Genomic DNA, 16,319 nt, shown 5'->3' on the forward strand with positions numbered 1-16,319 from the left:
CTGCCGCTTCGAGCAGAAGCGACAGCGTATGAACCTGCCTCAATCCTTGGATGGCTTGCGCTTTGCGTCCTGCGCCGCCTGCTCTTCCCGGATCAAGGCATCGAGTTTTTTTAGGTAGTCGGTCTCCGCACGCAGATAGGCAACTTCCTTGAGCAGCTCATCGCGGCTCATTTCCTCAGGTGGCTTGGACGAACGGGTCTTTTTCATCGGCTTTCGGGGCGGCGGAGGTGGTGCCAGCGCTTGGGCACCGCCTTGAGCATACAGGCGACGCCACCGACCCACCGCGCCGGCATCGCCAATTTGAAAGTAAGTGGTGGCCTCCCGCCCGGACATGCCGTCCTGGCCCATCTTCTTCAGGACAGCCAGCTTGAATGCGAGGTCATAGGACTGGGACTGGCGATGAAATCCCCGCCAACCATGCAGCCGATAGGTCGCCACCCAGCGCCTGACCGTGGAGAACTCCAGGCCGTAGCGACGAGCAACGGCTTTGACCGATGTGGAGGTCTTGCAGGCCTGTTTGGCGACCTGCAGTTTGAAACGCGCGTCGTATCTGTTCATGTATCCCTCGGGGTTGGATCTGATGTCCAACTCCCGGGGGTCACTTCATTCGGCGGGGTTTGCTGTTTCTGGCGATTGCCCGCCTGCAGCCATGACCGATGGCCTTGGCAGCCCCGGCCATGCGGGCCTACCATCGGTTTTTTGCCGTCCTGCGGAGACCCCGATGAAACTGCGTCATGCCCTGCTGCCACTGAGCCTGCTGGCCGCCCTGCCCAGCGTCGCCGCAGCCCGCGGCCTGGAAGTCCGCGACATGGTGGCCATGGACCGCGTCTCCGCGCCGGTACTGACCGCTGACGGCGGCACCGTGGTGTTCGCCAAGCGCAGCGTGGACGCCAACCTGAAGGCCTCCACGGCGCTGTTCGCGCGCAACCTGCGCACCCGCGACGCAGCGCCGCCGAAGCAGATCACTCCGGCCGGCTGGAACGTCAATTCCGCTTCGCTGTCGGCCGATGGCCAGACCGTGTATTTCCTCAGTGCCAGGAACGGCAGCCAGCAGCTGTACGCGCAGCCGATCAGCGGCGGCACCCCGCGCCAGCTGACCGACTTCCCGGTCGACGTGGACAGCTACCGTGTGTCGCCGCAGGACGACCGCGTGTTGTTCAGCGCCGGCGTGTTCCAGGCGTGCGCCTCGGACCTGGCCTGCACCGAGAAGAAGCTGAAGGAAAAGAAGGACGCCAAGGCCAGCGGCCAGGTGTGGGATTCGCTGTTCGTGCGCCATTGGGACACCTGGAACGACGGTCGCCGCAATACCCTGTTCGTCGCTCCGCTGCCGGCAGCCAAGGCCGGTGTGGTCAAGGGCGCTTCGGCGCTGAGCGCGACCATCGATGGTGATGCGCCGTCCAAGCCGTTCGGTGGCAATGACGACTTCGTTTGGTCGCCGGACGGTGCCAGCGTGGTGGCCAGCATCCGCGTGGCCGGCAAGCAGGAGCCGTGGTCGACCAACTTCGACCTGTACCGCTTCGACGCCGCCGGCAAGCAGGCGCCGGTCAACCTGACGGCCTCCAACCCGGCCTGGGATGCCGGCCCGGTGTTCAGTGCCGACGGCAAGACGCTGTTCTACCGCGCGATGAAGCGCCCGGGCTTCGAGGCCGACCGCTTCGGCCTGATGGCGATGGACGTTGCCAGCGGCAAGACCCGCGAGATTGCCCCGCAGTGGGATCGTTCGGCCGGTGGCATCACCCTGTCCGCCGACGGCGCCAGCATCTACACCACTGCCGATGACCTCGGCGAACACCCGCTGTTCCAGATCGACGTGGCCAGCGGCAAGGCCACCAAGCTGATCGGCGACGGCAGCGTGACCGCAGTCGACGTGGCCGGCAACAGCGTGGCGATCACCCGCAACAGCCTGAAGAGCAACGACCAGGTGCTGGTCGGCCTGCTGCCGGCCACGGGCGAAGCCATCGGCGAACTGCGCGCGCTGACCCCGGCCGCAGGCGAGGTGCTGAAGGACGTGTCCTTCGGCGACTACGAGCAGTTCGAGTTCAAGGGCTGGAACAACGACACCGTGCACGGCTACGTGGTCAAGCCGCACAACTACCAGGAAGGCAAGTCCTACCCGGTGGCGTTCCTGATCCACGGCGGCCCGCAGGGCAGCTTCGGCAATGGCTGGAGCTACCGCTGGAACCCGCAGACCTACGCGGGCCAGGGCTACGCGGTGGTGATGATCGACTTCCACGGCTCCACCGGCTATGGCCAGGCATTCACCGATGCGATCAGCCAGCACTGGGGCGACCGCCCGCTGGAAGACCTGCAGAAGGGCTGGGATGCGGCGCTGAAGAAGTACGCCTTCCTCAACGGTGACAAGGCCTGCGCGCTGGGCGCCAGCTACGGCGGCTTCATGGTCAACTGGATCGCCGGCAACTGGAACGGCCCGTTCAAGTGCCTGGTCAACCACGACGGCGTGTTCGACCAGCGCATGATGGGCTACGCCACCGAAGAACTGTGGTTCACCGAGTGGGAACAGGGCGGCACGCCGTACCAGAAAGCCGCCAACTACGAGAAGTTCAACCCGGTCAACCACGTGGCGGACTGGAAGAAGCCGATCCTGGTCATCCACGGCCAGCAGGACTTCCGCATTCCGGTCGAGCAGGGGCTGGCCGCATTCACCGCCGCCCAGCGCCAGGGCATCGAATCGAAGTTCCTGTACTTCCCGGATGAAAACCACTGGGTGCTGAAGCCGAACAACAGCATCCTGTGGCATGACACCGTCAATGCCTGGCTGAAGCAGCACATCGGCAATTGATGATTGCAGCGCCGCCCTTAGGGGCGGCGCTTTTGTTTCACCATCTGCATTACCGGTGGGTGCCGACCGTTGGTCGGCACACCTTCCTGATCTGCCGCCAACAGCAGCCGGCCAGCGGCCGGCTCTACCAGAGCGCCTGCATGCCTTCGACTGCCCTGATCCAGAACGACATCGTCGTCTTCGGTTTGATCGCCGCCACCCTTGGCGCCGTGTTCTGGACCGCCTCGCGGGAGCAGGGCCTGTGGAAGCGCGTCTACACCTTCGTGCCGGCACTGCTGCTGTGCTACCTGATTCCCGGCATCTACAACACCGTCGGCCTGATCGACGGGCAGAACACCCGGCTCTACAACCCGATCGCGCGCGACATTCTGCTGCCGGCGGCGCTGATCCTGCTGACCCTTGCGGTCGACATCAAGGGCATCCTGCGGCTTGGCCCGAAGCTGGTGCTGATGTACCTGGGTGCCTCGGCCAGCATCATGCTCGGTGCGGTGGTGGCGTTCCTGCTGATGCGTGCCGTGCATCCGGAAACCGTGGCCGGCGACACCTGGGCCGGCATGGCCGCGCTGGCGGGCAGCTGGATCGGTGGCGGCGCCAACATGCTGGCGATGCGTGAAGTGTTCGACGTCAATGCGACCACCTTCGGACAGTTCGCGGTGGTCGACGTCGGGGTCGGCTACGTATGGATGGCCGCGCTGATCTTCCTGGCCGGGCGCGCGGCGAAGATCGACGCGCGCAGTGGCGCCGATACCTCGGCCATCGATGAGCTGAAGGAGCGCATCGCGCGCTTCCAGGCCGAACACGAGCGCATTCCCAGCCTCACCGACCTGATGCTGATCGTGGCGGTGGCCTTCGGCGGTGTCGGCCTGGCTCACGCCATTGGCGCACCGCTGGCGGCGTGGTTCAAGGCGAATGTCAGCTGGGCTGCGCAGTTCAGCCTGGACGCGCCGTTCGTGTGGGTGGTGGTGCTGTCGACCACGCTCGGCCTCAGCCTCAGTTTCACCCGTGCGCGCAACTTGGAAGGTGCGGGCGCATCGCGCCTGGGCTCGCTGCTGCTGTACTTCCTGATCGCCTGCATCGGCATGCAGATGGATCTGCTGGCGCTGCTGGATCGCCCGTGGCTGTTCCTGCTGGGCATCATCTGGATCAGCGTGCACATCGTGCTGCTGTGGTGCCTGGGCAAGCTGCTGAAGGTGCCGTTCTTCTATTTCGCCATCGGTTCGCAGTCGAACATCGGTGGCCCAGCCTCGGCGCCGGTGGTGGCCGCGGCGTTCCATCCGGCCCTGGCGCCGGTCGGCGTGCTGCTGGGAACGATGGGTTATGCCACCGGCACGTACCTGGCCTACATCGTCGGCATTACCTTGCGGACGCTGGCCGGGCAGGGCTGATGGGGTAGTGCCGGCCGCTGGCCGGCAACCTCATGAACCCGTGAAGCATCACCTGGTTGCCGGCCAGCGGCCGGCACTACCGATGCATCACGCTACCGGCAATCCGCGTTCGATCAACCACGCCTTCGCGTCTTCGGCGTCCTGTTCAAACCACGCTTTCGTAGATCCCAGCCGATACGTATATCCCCAGGCATCCATGTCGGCCATCAGCCGCTGGCTGCCGACACCGGGCAGCTGCCCGGCCAGCACGATCTGCAGGTAGCAGGTCGCGTCTTCCTCGGCCACCGAGTCGGTGGCATCGGTATGCACCTGCGCACGCCGCTCCGGTGGCAGTACGATCAGGTGGCAGGCCTCATGCAGCATCGAGTGCACGGGCGTGTCATCGCGCACGTACACGTTGCTGGCGATGATGCCGGCCTCTGGCTCGCCCCAGTAACTGCCGGGAATCGGTTCGCCGGGCGCCACGTGGTGCAGCCGAAGGCCATGCGCGGCGAGCAGGCGCTGCGCGTCGGCGAAGGCGATGTCGCCCACGCAGGTGATGTCCACGGCGGTTGTCGTATCGGTCATGCGGGTCAGGCAGCCCCGCCCATGCAGGCACGGGCGGGGCAGGGGATCAGGGTTTGTCCGGGCCTTCGGGCAGCGCCACGGAAATGTCCAGCACGTCGTGCTGGCCATCCTTCACCAGGTCGACCTTCACCGCATCGACGTCGATGTTCACGTACTTCTTGATCACTTCCAGCAGCTCGCGCTGCAGCAGCGGCAGGTAGTCCGGGCCACCGCGGTGGCTGCGTTCCTGCGCGATGATGATCTGCAGGCGGTTCTTGGCGGTTTCGGCGGTGGTCTTCTTCGCTTTGAGGAAATCAAACAGGCCCATGCTTACCCTCCGAACAGCTTGCTGAAGAAGCCCTTCTTCTCGACGTTGGTGAAGCGCATCGGGCGTTCTTCGCCGAGGATGCGCGCGACGGCGTCTTCATAGGCCTGGCCGGCAGCGGATTCGACATCCAGGATGACCGGCTCGCCCTTGTTGGAGGCGTTGAGCACGTCGCCCGATTCGGGGATCACGCCGATCGCCTTCAGGCCGAGCACTTCCTCGACGTCGGCGATGCTCAGCATCTCGCCGCTTTCCACGCGCACCGGGGTGTAGCGGGTCAGCAGCAGGAAGGCCGGCACGTCCTGGCCGGACTCGGCCTTGTGGGTCTTCGAGTCGAGCAGGCCGATGATGCGGTCGGAGTCGCGCACCGACGACACTTCCGGGTTCACCACCACCACCGCGCGGTCGGCGAAATACATCGCCAGGAAGGCGCCCTTCTCGATGCCGGCCGGGGAGTCGCAGATGATGTACTCGAAGCCGTCGGCGGCCAGGTCCTTCAGGACCTTGCCCACGCCTTCCTGGGTCAGTGCGTCCTTGTCGCGGGTCTGCGAGGCGGCCAGCACGTACAGGTTGTCAAAGCGCTTGTCCTTGATCAGGGCCTGCTTGAGGGTGGCTTCGCCGTGCACGACGTTGACGAAGTCATACACCACGCGGCGTTCGCAGCCCATGATCAGGTCGAGGTTGCGCAGGCCGACGTCGAAGTCGATCACCGCCACCTTCTTGCCGCGCCGCGCCAGGCCGCAGGCCAGGCTCGCGCTGGAAGTGGTCTTGCCGACGCCGCCCTTGCCGGAGGTGACTACGATGATTTCAGCCAAAGGACTTCTCCTGATGATTCTGTTTGGGGGCTGCGTCAGTCCAGCGCAGCGATCTTGATCTGGTCCTGTTCCAGCCAGACCTGCACGGCCTTGCCGCGCAGGTTGTCCGGGACATCGTCCAGTACCTTGTAATGGCCGGCAATGGCGACCAGTTCCGCATGGAAATCACGGCAGAAAATGCGTGCCGCGGTGTTGCCCTGGGCTCCTGCCAGCGCGCGGCCGCGCAGGGTGCCGTAGATGTGGATGCTGCCATCGGCGATGACCTCGGCGCCGGCGCCGACGGTGGCCATCACGGTCAGGTCGCAGTTTTCCGCGTACAGCTGCTGGCCCGAACGCACGTTGCCCAGCTGCATGCGGCCCGGCTTCGGTGCAGCCGCGTCGGCCACCTTGGCCACCGGCGTTGCCGGGGCCGGCTTCGGTTCGGCACGGGCTGCGCGGCGCGGCTCCGGTGCAGGCGGCGGCGGGGCCGGTTCGGCCTCGGCACGCTCGTACTGCGCGCGGAACTTGGCCAGCAGCGGCAGGCCGAGCTGCTGCGAGAGCAGGTCGATCGCGCTGGTGCCATAGGCCAGCGCCACCGGCAGCACGCCGGCGCTGCGCAGGCCGTCGACCAGCGCCTGCGCGGTGGCCACATCCGGCACCTGGCTCAGGCCGCCGAAGTCGAGGATCACCGCGGCGCGGCCGAACAGCTTCGGGGCGCGGGTCACGCGCTCGCGCATTTCCTGCACGAGGCGTTCGACATCAAGGGTACGGATGCGCAGGTTGGCGATGCCCACCTGGCCGATCTTCAGTTCACCGGCCTGTTCGTAATCGAAATTCACCGCCACGCTCAGGTCCCCGTCGGCCGCTGTGCCTGCGCCGGCAGCTGCCGTGCGCGTGTCCATGCCACATCCGGCAGCTTGCCGCCGTAGGTCTCCTTGACCCAGGGGTAGCTGCACAGTTCCTTGGCCAGCATGCTGGCGCGCACATCGACCTGCGGCATCGTGTTCTGGCCCAGCTCGCGGAAGCCGAAGCTGCCGTGGAAGAGCAGGGCGGCATCGGCGCCATGGTCGAGGAAGACTTCGCAGGTCATCTGCGGGTAGCGCAGCTCGGCGAAGCTCTGCGCGTCGGCATAGAACGCACGGCCGACGCCGCCGCCACGACGGCGGCTGGCGACCACGATGCGGTCGATATAGAAGAACGGGGCGTCCAGCTGCTGCTTGAACCAGGCGAAATTGCTGCTGTCGTGCTGGCTGTCGCTGCCAAAGCCGATCAGGAAGCCGGCCAGGTTGCCGTCGCGCTCGGCGACGCGGAAGTACTCAGCGGTTTCATAGAACAGGCGCAGGCGGGCCGCATCCAGGGGAAGGATGGCCAGGCCAGCATTGTTGTTCAAAGCCAGGACGGAATCGAGCTCGTGCTCGCGCACGTCGCGGATGACAATCGACATTGTGACTCCGTGGGGTAACGCGGTTGGTCCATCAAGGGACCCTGCGCACGATTATTGCATGCCCGGGGTGGGCTGCGGCATGAACAGGCGACCGCAGGGGCATGACTTCCGTGGGAGTGCGCGACGCAGGCCGGGCCCGTAGAGTGCTGGCATGTTGGGAGTCCTCAGCCATACCCGCGTCCTCCGCCTGGCCGGCCTGTTCACCTGGGTCATGGTCGGCCTGCCGCTGGCGTACTCGCAGTTCGAGAACCTGCACAGCCGCGCTGACATGGGCGGCTGGGCGATCCTGCTGTTCGTCGCCTACCTGTCCTTCGGCACGGCCTACTACTGGCTGACCCGCATCCTGCGCAGCGACAGCCACACCAGCTGGCTGGACCGCGGCCTGCTGCTGTTGCTGACGGTCTCGGCGCTGGGGGTCAGCTTCCTCAGCGGGTCGGGCCTGGGCAGCATCCTGATGATGGTGGCCGCCGGGGTCATTCCGTGGATGCTGTCGGTACGGCTGGGCGTGCTGTGGCTGCTGGTCAGCCAGCTGGCCGTGGCTCCGGTCTATTACCTGCTGCTGCGCTTCCCGCTGTTCGAAGCGGTGATGCAGTCGCTGCTGTATGGCGGCTTCTCCATGTTCATCTTCGTGACCAGCCTGGTCGCGCGGCAGCAGACCGAGGCCCGCGACGAGCAGCGCCGGCTCAATTCGGAACTGCGCGCCACCCGCGCCCTGCTGGCCGAGAGCGCGCGGGTCAACGAGCGCACCCGCATTTCGCGCGAACTGCATGACCTGCTGGGCCACCAGCTGACCGCGCTGACCCTGAACCTGGAGGTCGCCGGGCACCTGGCCGAGGGCCAGGCCCTCGACCACGTGAAGCGCTCGCACGCGCTGGCCAAGCTGCTGCTGGGCAATGTGCGCGAGGTGGTGAGCCAGCTGCGCGAGACCGGCGCGATTGATCTGGCCGCCGCGCTGCGCCCGCTGACCGAGAACGTGCCCTCGCTGGACATCCAGCTGGAGATCGAGGATCCGCTGAACGTGGAGGACCCGCAGCGGGCCCACGTACTGCTGCGCTGCACCCAGGAGATCATCACCAACGCGGTGCGCCATGCCAGCGCCCGCCACCTGTGGATCAAGGTGTACCGTGAAGCCCCCGATCGGGTGGTGGTCGAGGCCCGCGACGACGGCGTCGGCGCGGATATGGTCAATGTGGGCAATGGCTTGCGCGGCATGCGCGAGCGCCTGCAACAATGTGGTGGCCAGCTGCAGATCGAAACCCGCCCCGGTGAGGGTTTCCGGCTGCGGGCGACGGTGCCGGCAACGGTGCTGGTGGCGGCCCTTACCAAGGTTCCTGAAGGAGTGCGTTGATGATTCGCGTCTGCCTGGTCGACGACCAAACCCTGGTGCGGCAGGGAATCCGCTCCCTGCTGGCGCTCGACGACGGCATCGAGGTGGTGGCCGAGGCCGGCGACGGCCGGCAGGCGGTCGAGCTGATCCCCCAGGTACGCCCCGACGTGGTGCTGATGGACATGCGCATGCCGGTGATGTCGGGGCTGGAGGCCCTGCAGGTGCTGTCGCGGCAGGAACAGCTGCCGCCGACCATCATCCTCACCACCTTCGACGACGACCAGCTGGTGCTGGCCGGGCTCAAGGCCGGTGCCAAGGGCTACCTGCTCAAGGACGTCACCCTGGCACAGCTGGTCGGTGCCATCCGCACCGTGGCCGACGGGGGATCGCTGGTGCAGCCGGCGGTAACCCAGCGCCTGCTGTCCGGCCTGGAGCACATGCGCAATGAATTCGTCAGCCTGGACCGCCCGGACCCGCTGACCGACCGCGAGACCGAGATCCTGCGGCTGATGGCCAGTGGCTTCTCCAACAAGGAGATCGCCAATTCGCTGGGCGTCGCCGAGGGCACCATCAAGAACCACGTGTCCAACATCCTTTCCAAGCTGGGTGTGCGCGACCGTACGCGTGCCGTATTGAAGGCGTTCGAACTCCAGCTGGTCTGAGAAAAAATCTTTCAAGTACAAAGACTTGGGTCGTAGTCCGGGGTTTCCGCCAGGGTTGCCCCCTACTTGCCGGGTAGCGGTATGCGTTACCCTTCGAATCCTTTGTCCATACAAATACGCAGCCGGCAGGGAAACCGGTGCGCCAATCCCGATAAACAATGCCCGCGAAGCCTGCTAGGATTGGCGCTTCGCTTCAATCAACCCGGCCGTGGGATCGGCCCCGGAGACTCTCTGAATGACCCGTATTATCGAGTTCCTGATCGCCTTGGGGATCGTGGCTGGCCTGTTCGTCATCATTGGCGTATGTCTGCCGGGCGAGCGTCACATCACCGAAAGCATCGAGACCAACCGCAAGATGACGATCGTGTACGACACGGTCAGCAGCCTGCGCCGCTTCAAGGACTGGAACCCGCTGGTACTGCGCGATCCCGCCGTTGACCTGAAGCTGTCCGGCCCGGCCTCGGGTGTCGGTGCCACCCTCGACTTCACCTCCAAGGACCTGGGTACCGGTTCCTGGAAGATCACCGAAGCCGAAGAGAACAAGCGTGTTGTGATCGCCATCGAGGACGCCACCAAGGGTCACGACAAGGTCACCACCTTCAACCTGGAGCCGACCGGCAAGGGCGGTCGCAACGTCAAGATCACCCAGGACTACTCGGTGAAGTACGGCTTCGACCTGTTCGGCCGTTACTCCGGCCTGTATGTCAGCCGCCAGATCGGCGATGACATCAAGATGGGTCTGTCGCGCATGGCCAACATGCTCGCAACCGTGCCGAACGTGGACTACCGCACGCCGGAAGCCCCGCTGACCGACCTGGCCATCGTTGAAGTGCCGGCCGAGAACCTGCTGGTGGTCAACGCCGGCAACGTGGACCGCGGTCAGGACACCATCACCAAGTCCATCAAGGACAACCAGGAGTGGATCAAGCGCGTGATGGAGGCCAATGGCCTTGAAGCTGCCGGTCCGTTCCGCATCATCACCACCGACTTCGGCCAGGAGAAGTACGCTTTCGACATCGCCCAGCCGGTGAAGAAGAAGGGTGCTGAAGGTGCTGCTGCCGACGAGCTGACCGTCAAGATCGACGGTGGCGCTCCGGTCAAGTACGTGCACGTTGCTCCGCACCGTTCGGCGCATGCGGCCTACACCGGCCACATGGCGGGTCTGGACGTGGCGCGCAACGGCCTGCGTGCCTGGGCCGTGACCTCGGGCAACGAAGTCATCGACCGTCCGTACGAAACCTGGAAGGACGGCATCGACAAGTCGTTCACCCCGGAAGGTACCTACGACATCTACTGGGCCGTCAAGTAATCCCCGGCTGACCCATGTAGTGTTGGACACGAAAACGCGCCGCTCATTGCGGCGCGTTTTTTTTCATCCGGCGCCCGTCAAGGGGCGCTGCGCAAGGAGCCCTCATGTTCAATCTGGAACGTCGCGCACGTAAGCCTTCCCTGCTGGCCTGCCTGGGGGCGCTGTTGGCTGCCGCCTCGATCGGCCTGTCTGCCTATGCATCGCATGGCGTGGCCGACCCGTTGGCGCAGCAGCATCTGAACATGGCGGCGCTGTATGCGTTCGCGCATGGCGCGGTGCTGGTGGCGCTTGGGCCGCGCGCGCAGGGCGCGATCGCACACCTGGCGCTGTACGTGCTGCTGCTGGGTGTCCTGCTGTTTTCCGGCAGCCTGATGGGTGGGGCGTTGTGGCAGTGGCCGACGCGGATGGCGCCGATCGGTGGCACCAGCATGATGGCCGGATGGGTGTTGCTGGCGATCAATGCGTTGAGGCGGTGACGTTCGCAGGGCTGTCGCTCCGATCCATGCCGATGCGATCGTGATGGTTCATGGGCGTTACTTTTCTTTTCGCGCGAAAAGAAAAGTAACCAAAAGAAACGCGCCGCCGGCCGCGAGCCGGTGCTGCGCACCGGTCCCCTGCGCTCCTCGGCCCGTCGAGGGACGGTGCGGAGAGCAGCCGAGCGTGGCTCGGCTCTACAGAATCGCACGCACCTATTCGCCCTCGCCGGGCCTGCGGTGCTCGGCTCGCTTGAAGGCGGACCCAACAGCCGCGCGCTGATCCGTTGTAGAGGCTTCGAGCGAAGCGACCGGCTTCTGTCTTTGCCTTCTTGTTCCATCTCGTGGTGGGCGCGCGCGGAATCCGCCCGGACAGCTCCATGAATTTCGCCTTGCGGTCGCCACGAGGGGCTCAGCCGTTGGCCGGTCTCCAGCACCAGTGCCAGGGTTCGTAGACGATGCCGTGCGGGTTGTCGCGCGGGTAGCTCAGCTGGAAGCCATGCGCGCCGGCATGCACCTGTAGCCAGGCGAACGCATCGGTAGCGTCGAACGATTCCTCGGCCGGGGCGTCGCCCGGCGTGCCGATGTCCAGCGCATGGCCGCTATGGTGTTCACTGAACCCCGGCGCGGCATTCACCTTCAGGATCTCCGTCACGCTCAGCCCGCGCGCCCGTTTCCGTTCGAAGATGCCCAGCTGGTAGGCATGGCTGCGGAAGCCGGAGATTGCATCCAGTGCGATGCCATCGCGCGCTGCATGCAGGCGCATCCGCCGCCAGCCCTGTGCAGCGCCGCGGCGCAGCCACAGCGGGCGGGCGAAGCGGTCGCGCCCAGCGAAGTGCAGCAGGCACGGTTCGGGTTCCAGCGGCAGGCCGCTGTCGTCGGCATAGCGCTGGGCATCCAGGCCGAGCTGCTGCAGGCGCTGCTGCAGGCCGGCGAGGGGCAGCCACTGCGCTTCCAGATTTGCACCGAATGGCCGGGCCGCGGCTGCATCCAGCAAGGCCAGTGCTTCCTCGGCCCCGGGCTCGCGCGCCAGGCGCGGCACCATGGCGTGCACGCCGTGTTCCACCACCGCCGCCAGGTAACGGCCATCGCATTTGCGCCGCAGCACCCAGTTCGCTCGTGACAGCAGGCGCGCGTCGAGATTGCTGCGCGCACGCAGCAGGTCTGCGGGCCACAGTTCGATGGCTTCGGTATTGATCAGCAGGGGCAGGCGTCGTTGCATCGCCGCAGCTTACTGCCGCGGGCCCGGCACGGCCACCTTGCGCAGTGCTTCCAGCAGCGCCTGTGGCCGATCGAGACTGAGCAGCAGGGTGCTGCCATCGCGGACCGGCAGGGCGAGGACGCGCGCGCGGTTGGTGACCAGCGCGAAGCCCTTGGCGCCGCCCTGCAGGCGAAAGTGGCCGGAATAGAAGCCCGGCATTGCGTAGCCGTTGGTCTTGAAGCGGATGCCATAGCGGGGGTCACGCTGCAGGTCGACCACCTCGGCCTGGTCCAGCCGCAGCTGCGCCACCGGAACGCGGCGGCGGTACATCGTCGAGCGCACATCCAGCACGTTGTCGGCCAGTTCCACCCGGCGACGGAAGAATGCTGCGCCCAACCCGATGCCGAGTACCGCGATCACCAGCAGACTCCAGGCGGCACTGCCGCCCATCCGGAACCAGGGCGGCGACAGCGTTACTTCGATCCAGGGGGCACTGGCCGGCGCCTTGTACAGCTGCGCATACAAGCAGGCCACGAAGGCGGCGAGCAGGGGCAGCACGATCCACAGCACGCGCAACGGCGAGCTCTCGGCCACCTCGTACTGTTTCGGATCGCTGGCGCCCATGGCTCAGGCCTCCTTCTTGAACACCAGCATCGCCGGGCGCATCGGTGCGGGGATGATGATGTTGACCAGCTCCCAGCCCAGTTGGCCTTGGCGGCTCAGTTCGCTCTGGATGTCCTCGGCCTTGAGCAGGCCCATCATGGACGTCTTGACCTCGATCGTCTGGTAGCTCCAGCGCTTGCTCATTCCTTGTCCTCTGAAGATGGCGTGGGTTTCGGCAGGCGGCCTGCCTTGCGCAGCGCGTCGCGCAGCACATACTCGATCTGCGCGTTGAGGCTGCGCAGCTCGTCGTCAGCCCAGCGTTGCGCGGCGGCCAGGACGTCGGCATTGATGCGCAGCGGGTAGGCTTTCTTCTCACTCATGCAAGCTCCTGGCGGGGCGGTGGGGCGCCCCGTTGCGAGGGTGGTTCAGTACAGCGAACCGGCGTTGACGATCGGCTGGGTGCCGCGGTCCGAGCACAGCACGGTCAGCAGGTTGCTGACCATGTGCGCCTTGCGTTCCTCATCCAGCTGCACCACGCCGTTCTTCTGCAGTTCGGCCAGGGCCATTTCAACCATGCCGACCGCACCGGCCACGATGCGCGTGCGTGCAGCGATCACTGCGTTGGCCTGCTGCCGCTGCAGCATCGCCTGGGCGATTTCGGCGGCGTAGGCGAGGTGGCTGATGCGTGCGTCGATCACCTGCACGCCAGCGTCGGCCAGGCGTTCGGCCAGCTCGTTCTTCAGGTGCTGGGAGATATCGCTGGCATGGCTGCGCAGCGCCAGCTGTCCCTCCTCGTGCTGGTCGTAGGGATAGCTGGTGGCCATCGCGCGCAACGCCGATTCGGACTGGATGTGCACGAAGCTTTCGTAGTCGTCCACGTTGTAGACGGCCTCGGAGGCATCGACCACCTGCCAGACGATGACCGCGGCGATCTCGATCGGGCTGCCGTCCAGCTCGTTGACCTTCAGCTTGCCGCTCTCGAAGTTGCGCACGCGCTGGCTGACCCGGCGCTTGGCATAGAAGGGGTTGTTCCAGCGCAGGCCGTTGTCCTTGACGGTGCCGACGTACTTGCCGAACAGGCTCAGCACCGCCGCCTGGTTGGGCTGGATGGTGTACAGGCCGGCCAGGATGAAGACCGCAGCGAAGATCACCAGCATGCCGGCCAGCATCAGCAGCAGGTTCGGTGAGCCGGAACCGGTCCTGGTCGTCGCCCCGAGTACGAACAGTGCGGTACCCGCCAGCGCGACCAGCAGGGATCCGGCCAGGGTGCCCAGGCCGTTGAGGGAGGCAAGCGACTTCTCTTTCATGGCGGTACGTCCTTGAGGGTTCGAATTGAAGATATCAAATTGATATCACTTGTCGACTACCGTTCGTCGGATGCCATGGTCAGGGTGCGCGGCCAGCTAGAATGCCCACCCGCCTTCACGTCGCTGCTGGAACCGCCATGGCCAAGCTTGGAACTCCGTTGTCCCCCTCCGCCACCCGCGTGCTGCTGCTGGGCTCGGGCGAACTCGGCAAGGAGGTGGCCATCGAGCTGCAGCGGCTGGGCGTGGAAGTGATCGCCGCTGACCGCTACGCCGATGCCCCGGCCATGCAGGTCGCCCACCGCTCGCACGTGATCGACATGCTCGATGCGATGGCGCTGCGCGCCCTGATCGCCCAGGAGCAGCCACATCTGGTGGTGCCGGAGATCGAGGCCATCCATACCGAGACCCTGGTCCAGCTGGAGCAGGAGCAGGGCCTGCGGGTGATCCCGACTGCGCGCGCCGCACGCCTGACCATGGATCGCGAAGGCATCCGTCGCCTCGCCGCCGAAACCCTGGGCCTGCCGACCTCGCCCTACCGCTTCGTCGATACCGAGGCCGAATACCGCGCTGCCGTGGCCGCCATCGGCCTGCCGTGCGTGGTCAAGCCGGTCATGTCGTCCTCGGGCAAGGGCCAGAGCACCCTGCGCAGCGAAGCGGACATCGCTCCGGCCTGGGAGTACGCACAGACCGGTGGCCGTGCCGGTGCCGGCCGCTGCATCGTCGAGGGTTTCATCGACTTCGATTACGAGATCACCCTGCTGACCGTGCGCCATGCCGGTGGCACCTCGTTCTGCGCGCCGATCGGCCATCTGCAGAAGGACGGCGACTACCGCGAAAGCTGGCAGCCGCAGCCGATGTCGAGCGCGGCGCTGGCGCGTGCCGAAGAGATCTCGCGTGCGATCACCGATGACCTCGGTGGCTGGGGCCTGTTCGGTGTCGAGCTGTTCGTGAAGGGTGATGAGGTGTGGTTCAGTGAAGTGTCGCCGCGCCCGCACGACACCGGCCTGGTGACGCTGGTATCGCAGGAGCTGAGTGAGTTCGCGCTGCACGCGCGCGCCATCCTTGGCCTGCCGATTCCGGTGATCCGCCAGAGTGGTCCGTCGGCGTCGTGCGCGCTGTTGGCACACGGCGAGGGTGTGCCGTACTTCAACAACGTCGCCGCCGCGCTGCAGGTACCGGATACCGCCGTGCGCCTGTTCGGCAAGCCGAGCGTGCATGGCCACCGCCGCGTCGGTGTCACCCTGGCGCGCGCGGAAAACATCGACGAAGCACGCGCCATCGCGCGTGACGCCGCCGACGCCATCGGCGTCGAACTGCGCCCCTAAACCGATAGCGCCGGGCCATGCCCGGCGGCCGCATCCCGGTAGGTACCGACCGTTGGTCGGTACAGATTTCTGTGCGGTAGCGCCAGGCCGCACCCGCCGGCTTGCCATGAACTGTGTGAGTCTTCTGTAGAGCCGAGCCCACGCTCGGCTGCTTTTCCATGTGACGCTTTCAGCCCGACAATGGATCACATCTTCAGTCATGCGCGACGGCCTGCTGGGGCTATTGAGTGCCAGGTGCTGCCGTTAGAGGGTTTGCTGCAAAGACGTAGAGCGCTAGGCCGCAATTGCGAGCTGAAAGCGACATCTGGTTGAGCGTCAAAATCCTGCGTGTTTTATCTTCTGACGGATGAATGCCAAAGACATCTCAGGAGAAGGCTTGGACGAGCGGCTTACATCAGCGCTACCTGCCTTGTATCACCGAATTGGCCAATCACTGATTGATGCCGTGCCTACCGACCAATGCGAGATCTGGCTGAACTTCGAGATCATCAAGAATGTCTGGTCGGGTTGGGCGTTCTACCGCAAGCCGTCAGGCTCATACGGCTATCTAGAAATTCCAGATGATGCTGAAGCAGCGCTTCTGGAGATGCATCAGCTCTTTGCGCAATGGCACCATGCACTCTGGACGAGTTTGACGTTTCATCTGGATCCAGAGAACAAGATGGAGATCGAGCTCGGATATGAGCAGCTTTCCGAGGATGAGTTCATCGATTCCCCGGGCCGGGAGCAGGCTTGGCAGGACCGGTATCTCGGGGCTGACGCTCAGATTGACTGGCAGAGCTACTAAGCTTGGTTGGTTGCAGTAGCCGAGCATGGGC

Annotated in this window: 18 protein-coding genes and 1 pseudogene; 8 read left to right on the plus strand and 11 right to left on the minus strand. The window is 65.5% G+C overall.

Annotated features, from left to right (window positions below):
• Window positions 1-558 (minus strand): annotated as a pseudogene (locus tag AC5P8U_RS09490) (transposase); the annotation flags it as partial.
• 163 nt (window positions 559-721) lie between these two features.
• Between AC5P8U_RS09490 and AC5P8U_RS09495 the strand changes: the two are divergent.
• The gene (locus AC5P8U_RS09495; protein ID WP_445391438.1) at window positions 722-2,800 is read left to right on the plus strand and encodes a S9 family peptidase; all 2,079 of its coding nucleotides are present in this window, start codon (window positions 722-724) and stop codon (window positions 2,798-2,800) included.
• A 140-nt stretch (window positions 2,801-2,940) separates the two neighbouring features.
• On the plus strand, window positions 2,941-4,185 hold the full coding sequence (locus AC5P8U_RS09500; RefSeq protein ID WP_088496843.1) for a DUF819 family protein: 1,245 nt from the start codon (window positions 2,941-2,943) through the stop codon (window positions 4,183-4,185).
• Window positions 4,186-4,272: 87 nt separating this feature from the next.
• Here AC5P8U_RS09500 and AC5P8U_RS09505 read toward each other — a convergent pair whose 3' ends face one another.
• From AC5P8U_RS09505 to AC5P8U_RS09525, 5 genes are read right to left on the minus strand one after another with little or no spacing between them, the layout of a single operon-like run.
• Window positions 4,273-4,752, minus strand: coding sequence for a hypothetical protein (locus tag AC5P8U_RS09505; RefSeq protein WP_072166931.1), 480 nt, complete (start codon window positions 4,750-4,752; stop codon window positions 4,273-4,275).
• A gap of 46 nt (window positions 4,753-4,798) precedes the next feature.
• Window positions 4,799-5,059, minus strand: coding sequence for a cell division topological specificity factor MinE (gene minE / locus AC5P8U_RS09510; RefSeq protein WP_005408532.1), 261 nt, complete (start codon window positions 5,057-5,059; stop codon window positions 4,799-4,801).
• 2 nt (window positions 5,060-5,061) lie between these two features.
• On the minus strand, window positions 5,062-5,871 hold the full coding sequence (gene minD, locus AC5P8U_RS09515; protein WP_072166930.1) for a septum site-determining protein MinD: 810 nt from the start codon (window positions 5,869-5,871) through the stop codon (window positions 5,062-5,064).
• A gap of 35 nt (window positions 5,872-5,906) precedes the next feature.
• Window positions 5,907-6,752: a septum site-determining protein MinC gene (minC, locus tag AC5P8U_RS09520; protein WP_049413254.1), complete on the minus strand. Its 846-nt coding sequence runs from the start codon at window positions 6,750-6,752 to the stop codon at window positions 5,907-5,909.
• A complete protein-coding gene (locus AC5P8U_RS09525) occupies window positions 6,698-7,294 on the minus strand; it encodes a GNAT family N-acetyltransferase (RefSeq protein ID WP_019659316.1) in 597 nt (198 codons plus the stop codon). Before AC5P8U_RS09525 ends, minC begins: the two co-directional genes overlap by 55 nt.
• 151 nt (window positions 7,295-7,445) lie before the next feature.
• Between AC5P8U_RS09525 and AC5P8U_RS09530 the strand changes: the two genes are divergently transcribed.
• The 4 genes from AC5P8U_RS09530 to AC5P8U_RS09545 all read left to right on the plus strand — a co-directional run bounded on the left by AC5P8U_RS09530 (window position 7,446) and on the right by AC5P8U_RS09545 (window position 11,068).
• Window positions 7,446-8,642 carry a sensor histidine kinase gene (locus AC5P8U_RS09530; RefSeq protein ID WP_072166929.1) on the plus strand — a complete coding sequence of 399 codons (1,197 nt, stop codon included), beginning with the start codon at window positions 7,446-7,448 and terminating at the stop codon, window positions 8,640-8,642.
• Window positions 8,642-9,283, plus strand: coding sequence for a response regulator (locus AC5P8U_RS09535; RefSeq protein ID WP_006424175.1), 642 nt, complete (start codon window positions 8,642-8,644; stop codon window positions 9,281-9,283). Before AC5P8U_RS09530 ends, AC5P8U_RS09535 begins: the two co-directional genes overlap by 1 nt.
• Before the next feature lie 235 nt (window positions 9,284-9,518).
• Window positions 9,519-10,592 carry a polyketide cyclase gene (locus tag AC5P8U_RS09540; RefSeq protein WP_111007994.1) on the plus strand — a complete coding sequence of 358 codons (1,074 nt, stop codon included), beginning with the start codon at window positions 9,519-9,521 and terminating at the stop codon, window positions 10,590-10,592.
• 104 nt (window positions 10,593-10,696) lie between these two features.
• On the plus strand, window positions 10,697-11,068 hold the full coding sequence (locus tag AC5P8U_RS09545; protein ID WP_061480384.1) for a DUF423 domain-containing protein: 372 nt from the start codon (window positions 10,697-10,699) through the stop codon (window positions 11,066-11,068).
• A gap of 409 nt (window positions 11,069-11,477) precedes the next feature.
• On the opposite strand, the gene AC5P8U_RS09550 is transcribed toward AC5P8U_RS09545, so the two are convergent.
• Genes AC5P8U_RS09550 through AC5P8U_RS09570 form a run of 5 tightly spaced genes read right to left on the minus strand, consistent with a single transcriptional unit; the run spans window position 11,478 to window position 14,176 of the window.
• Complete coding sequence (locus AC5P8U_RS09550; protein ID WP_072166928.1) at window positions 11,478-12,287, minus strand: M15 family metallopeptidase; 810 nt, start codon at window positions 12,285-12,287, stop codon at window positions 11,478-11,480.
• Window positions 12,288-12,296: 9 nt separating this feature from the next.
• Complete coding sequence (locus tag AC5P8U_RS09555) at window positions 12,297-12,890, minus strand: PH domain-containing protein (RefSeq protein ID WP_072166927.1); 594 nt, start codon at window positions 12,888-12,890, stop codon at window positions 12,297-12,299.
• Between the two features lie 3 nt (window positions 12,891-12,893).
• Entirely contained in the window at window positions 12,894-13,073 is a 180-nt protein-coding gene (locus AC5P8U_RS09560; RefSeq protein ID WP_005415690.1) for a DUF4177 domain-containing protein, read from the minus strand.
• Window positions 13,070-13,249, minus strand: coding sequence for a type II toxin-antitoxin system antitoxin (locus AC5P8U_RS09565; RefSeq protein ID WP_005415691.1), 180 nt, complete (start codon window positions 13,247-13,249; stop codon window positions 13,070-13,072). Before AC5P8U_RS09565 ends, AC5P8U_RS09560 begins: the two co-directional genes overlap by 4 nt.
• Window positions 13,250-13,294: 45 nt before the next feature.
• On the minus strand, window positions 13,295-14,176 hold the full coding sequence (locus AC5P8U_RS09570) for an SPFH domain-containing protein (protein ID WP_088496146.1): 882 nt from the start codon (window positions 14,174-14,176) through the stop codon (window positions 13,295-13,297).
• 137 nt (window positions 14,177-14,313) lie between these two features.
• Here AC5P8U_RS09570 and purT point away from each other — a divergent pair, with 137 nt between their 5' ends.
• Together purT and AC5P8U_RS09580 are read left to right on the plus strand one after the other, a co-directional pair.
• Entirely contained in the window at window positions 14,314-15,501 is a 1,188-nt protein-coding gene (purT, locus tag AC5P8U_RS09575; protein ID WP_088496145.1) for a formate-dependent phosphoribosylglycinamide formyltransferase, read from the plus strand.
• Window positions 15,502-15,877: 376 nt separating this feature from the next.
• Window positions 15,878-16,288, plus strand: coding sequence for an immunity protein YezG family protein (locus AC5P8U_RS09580; RefSeq protein ID WP_172412095.1), 411 nt, complete (start codon window positions 15,878-15,880; stop codon window positions 16,286-16,288).
• Window positions 16,289-16,319: the final 31 nt, after the last annotated feature.

Source organism: Stenotrophomonas sp. YJH_SMC_81 (assembly GCF_059370875.1).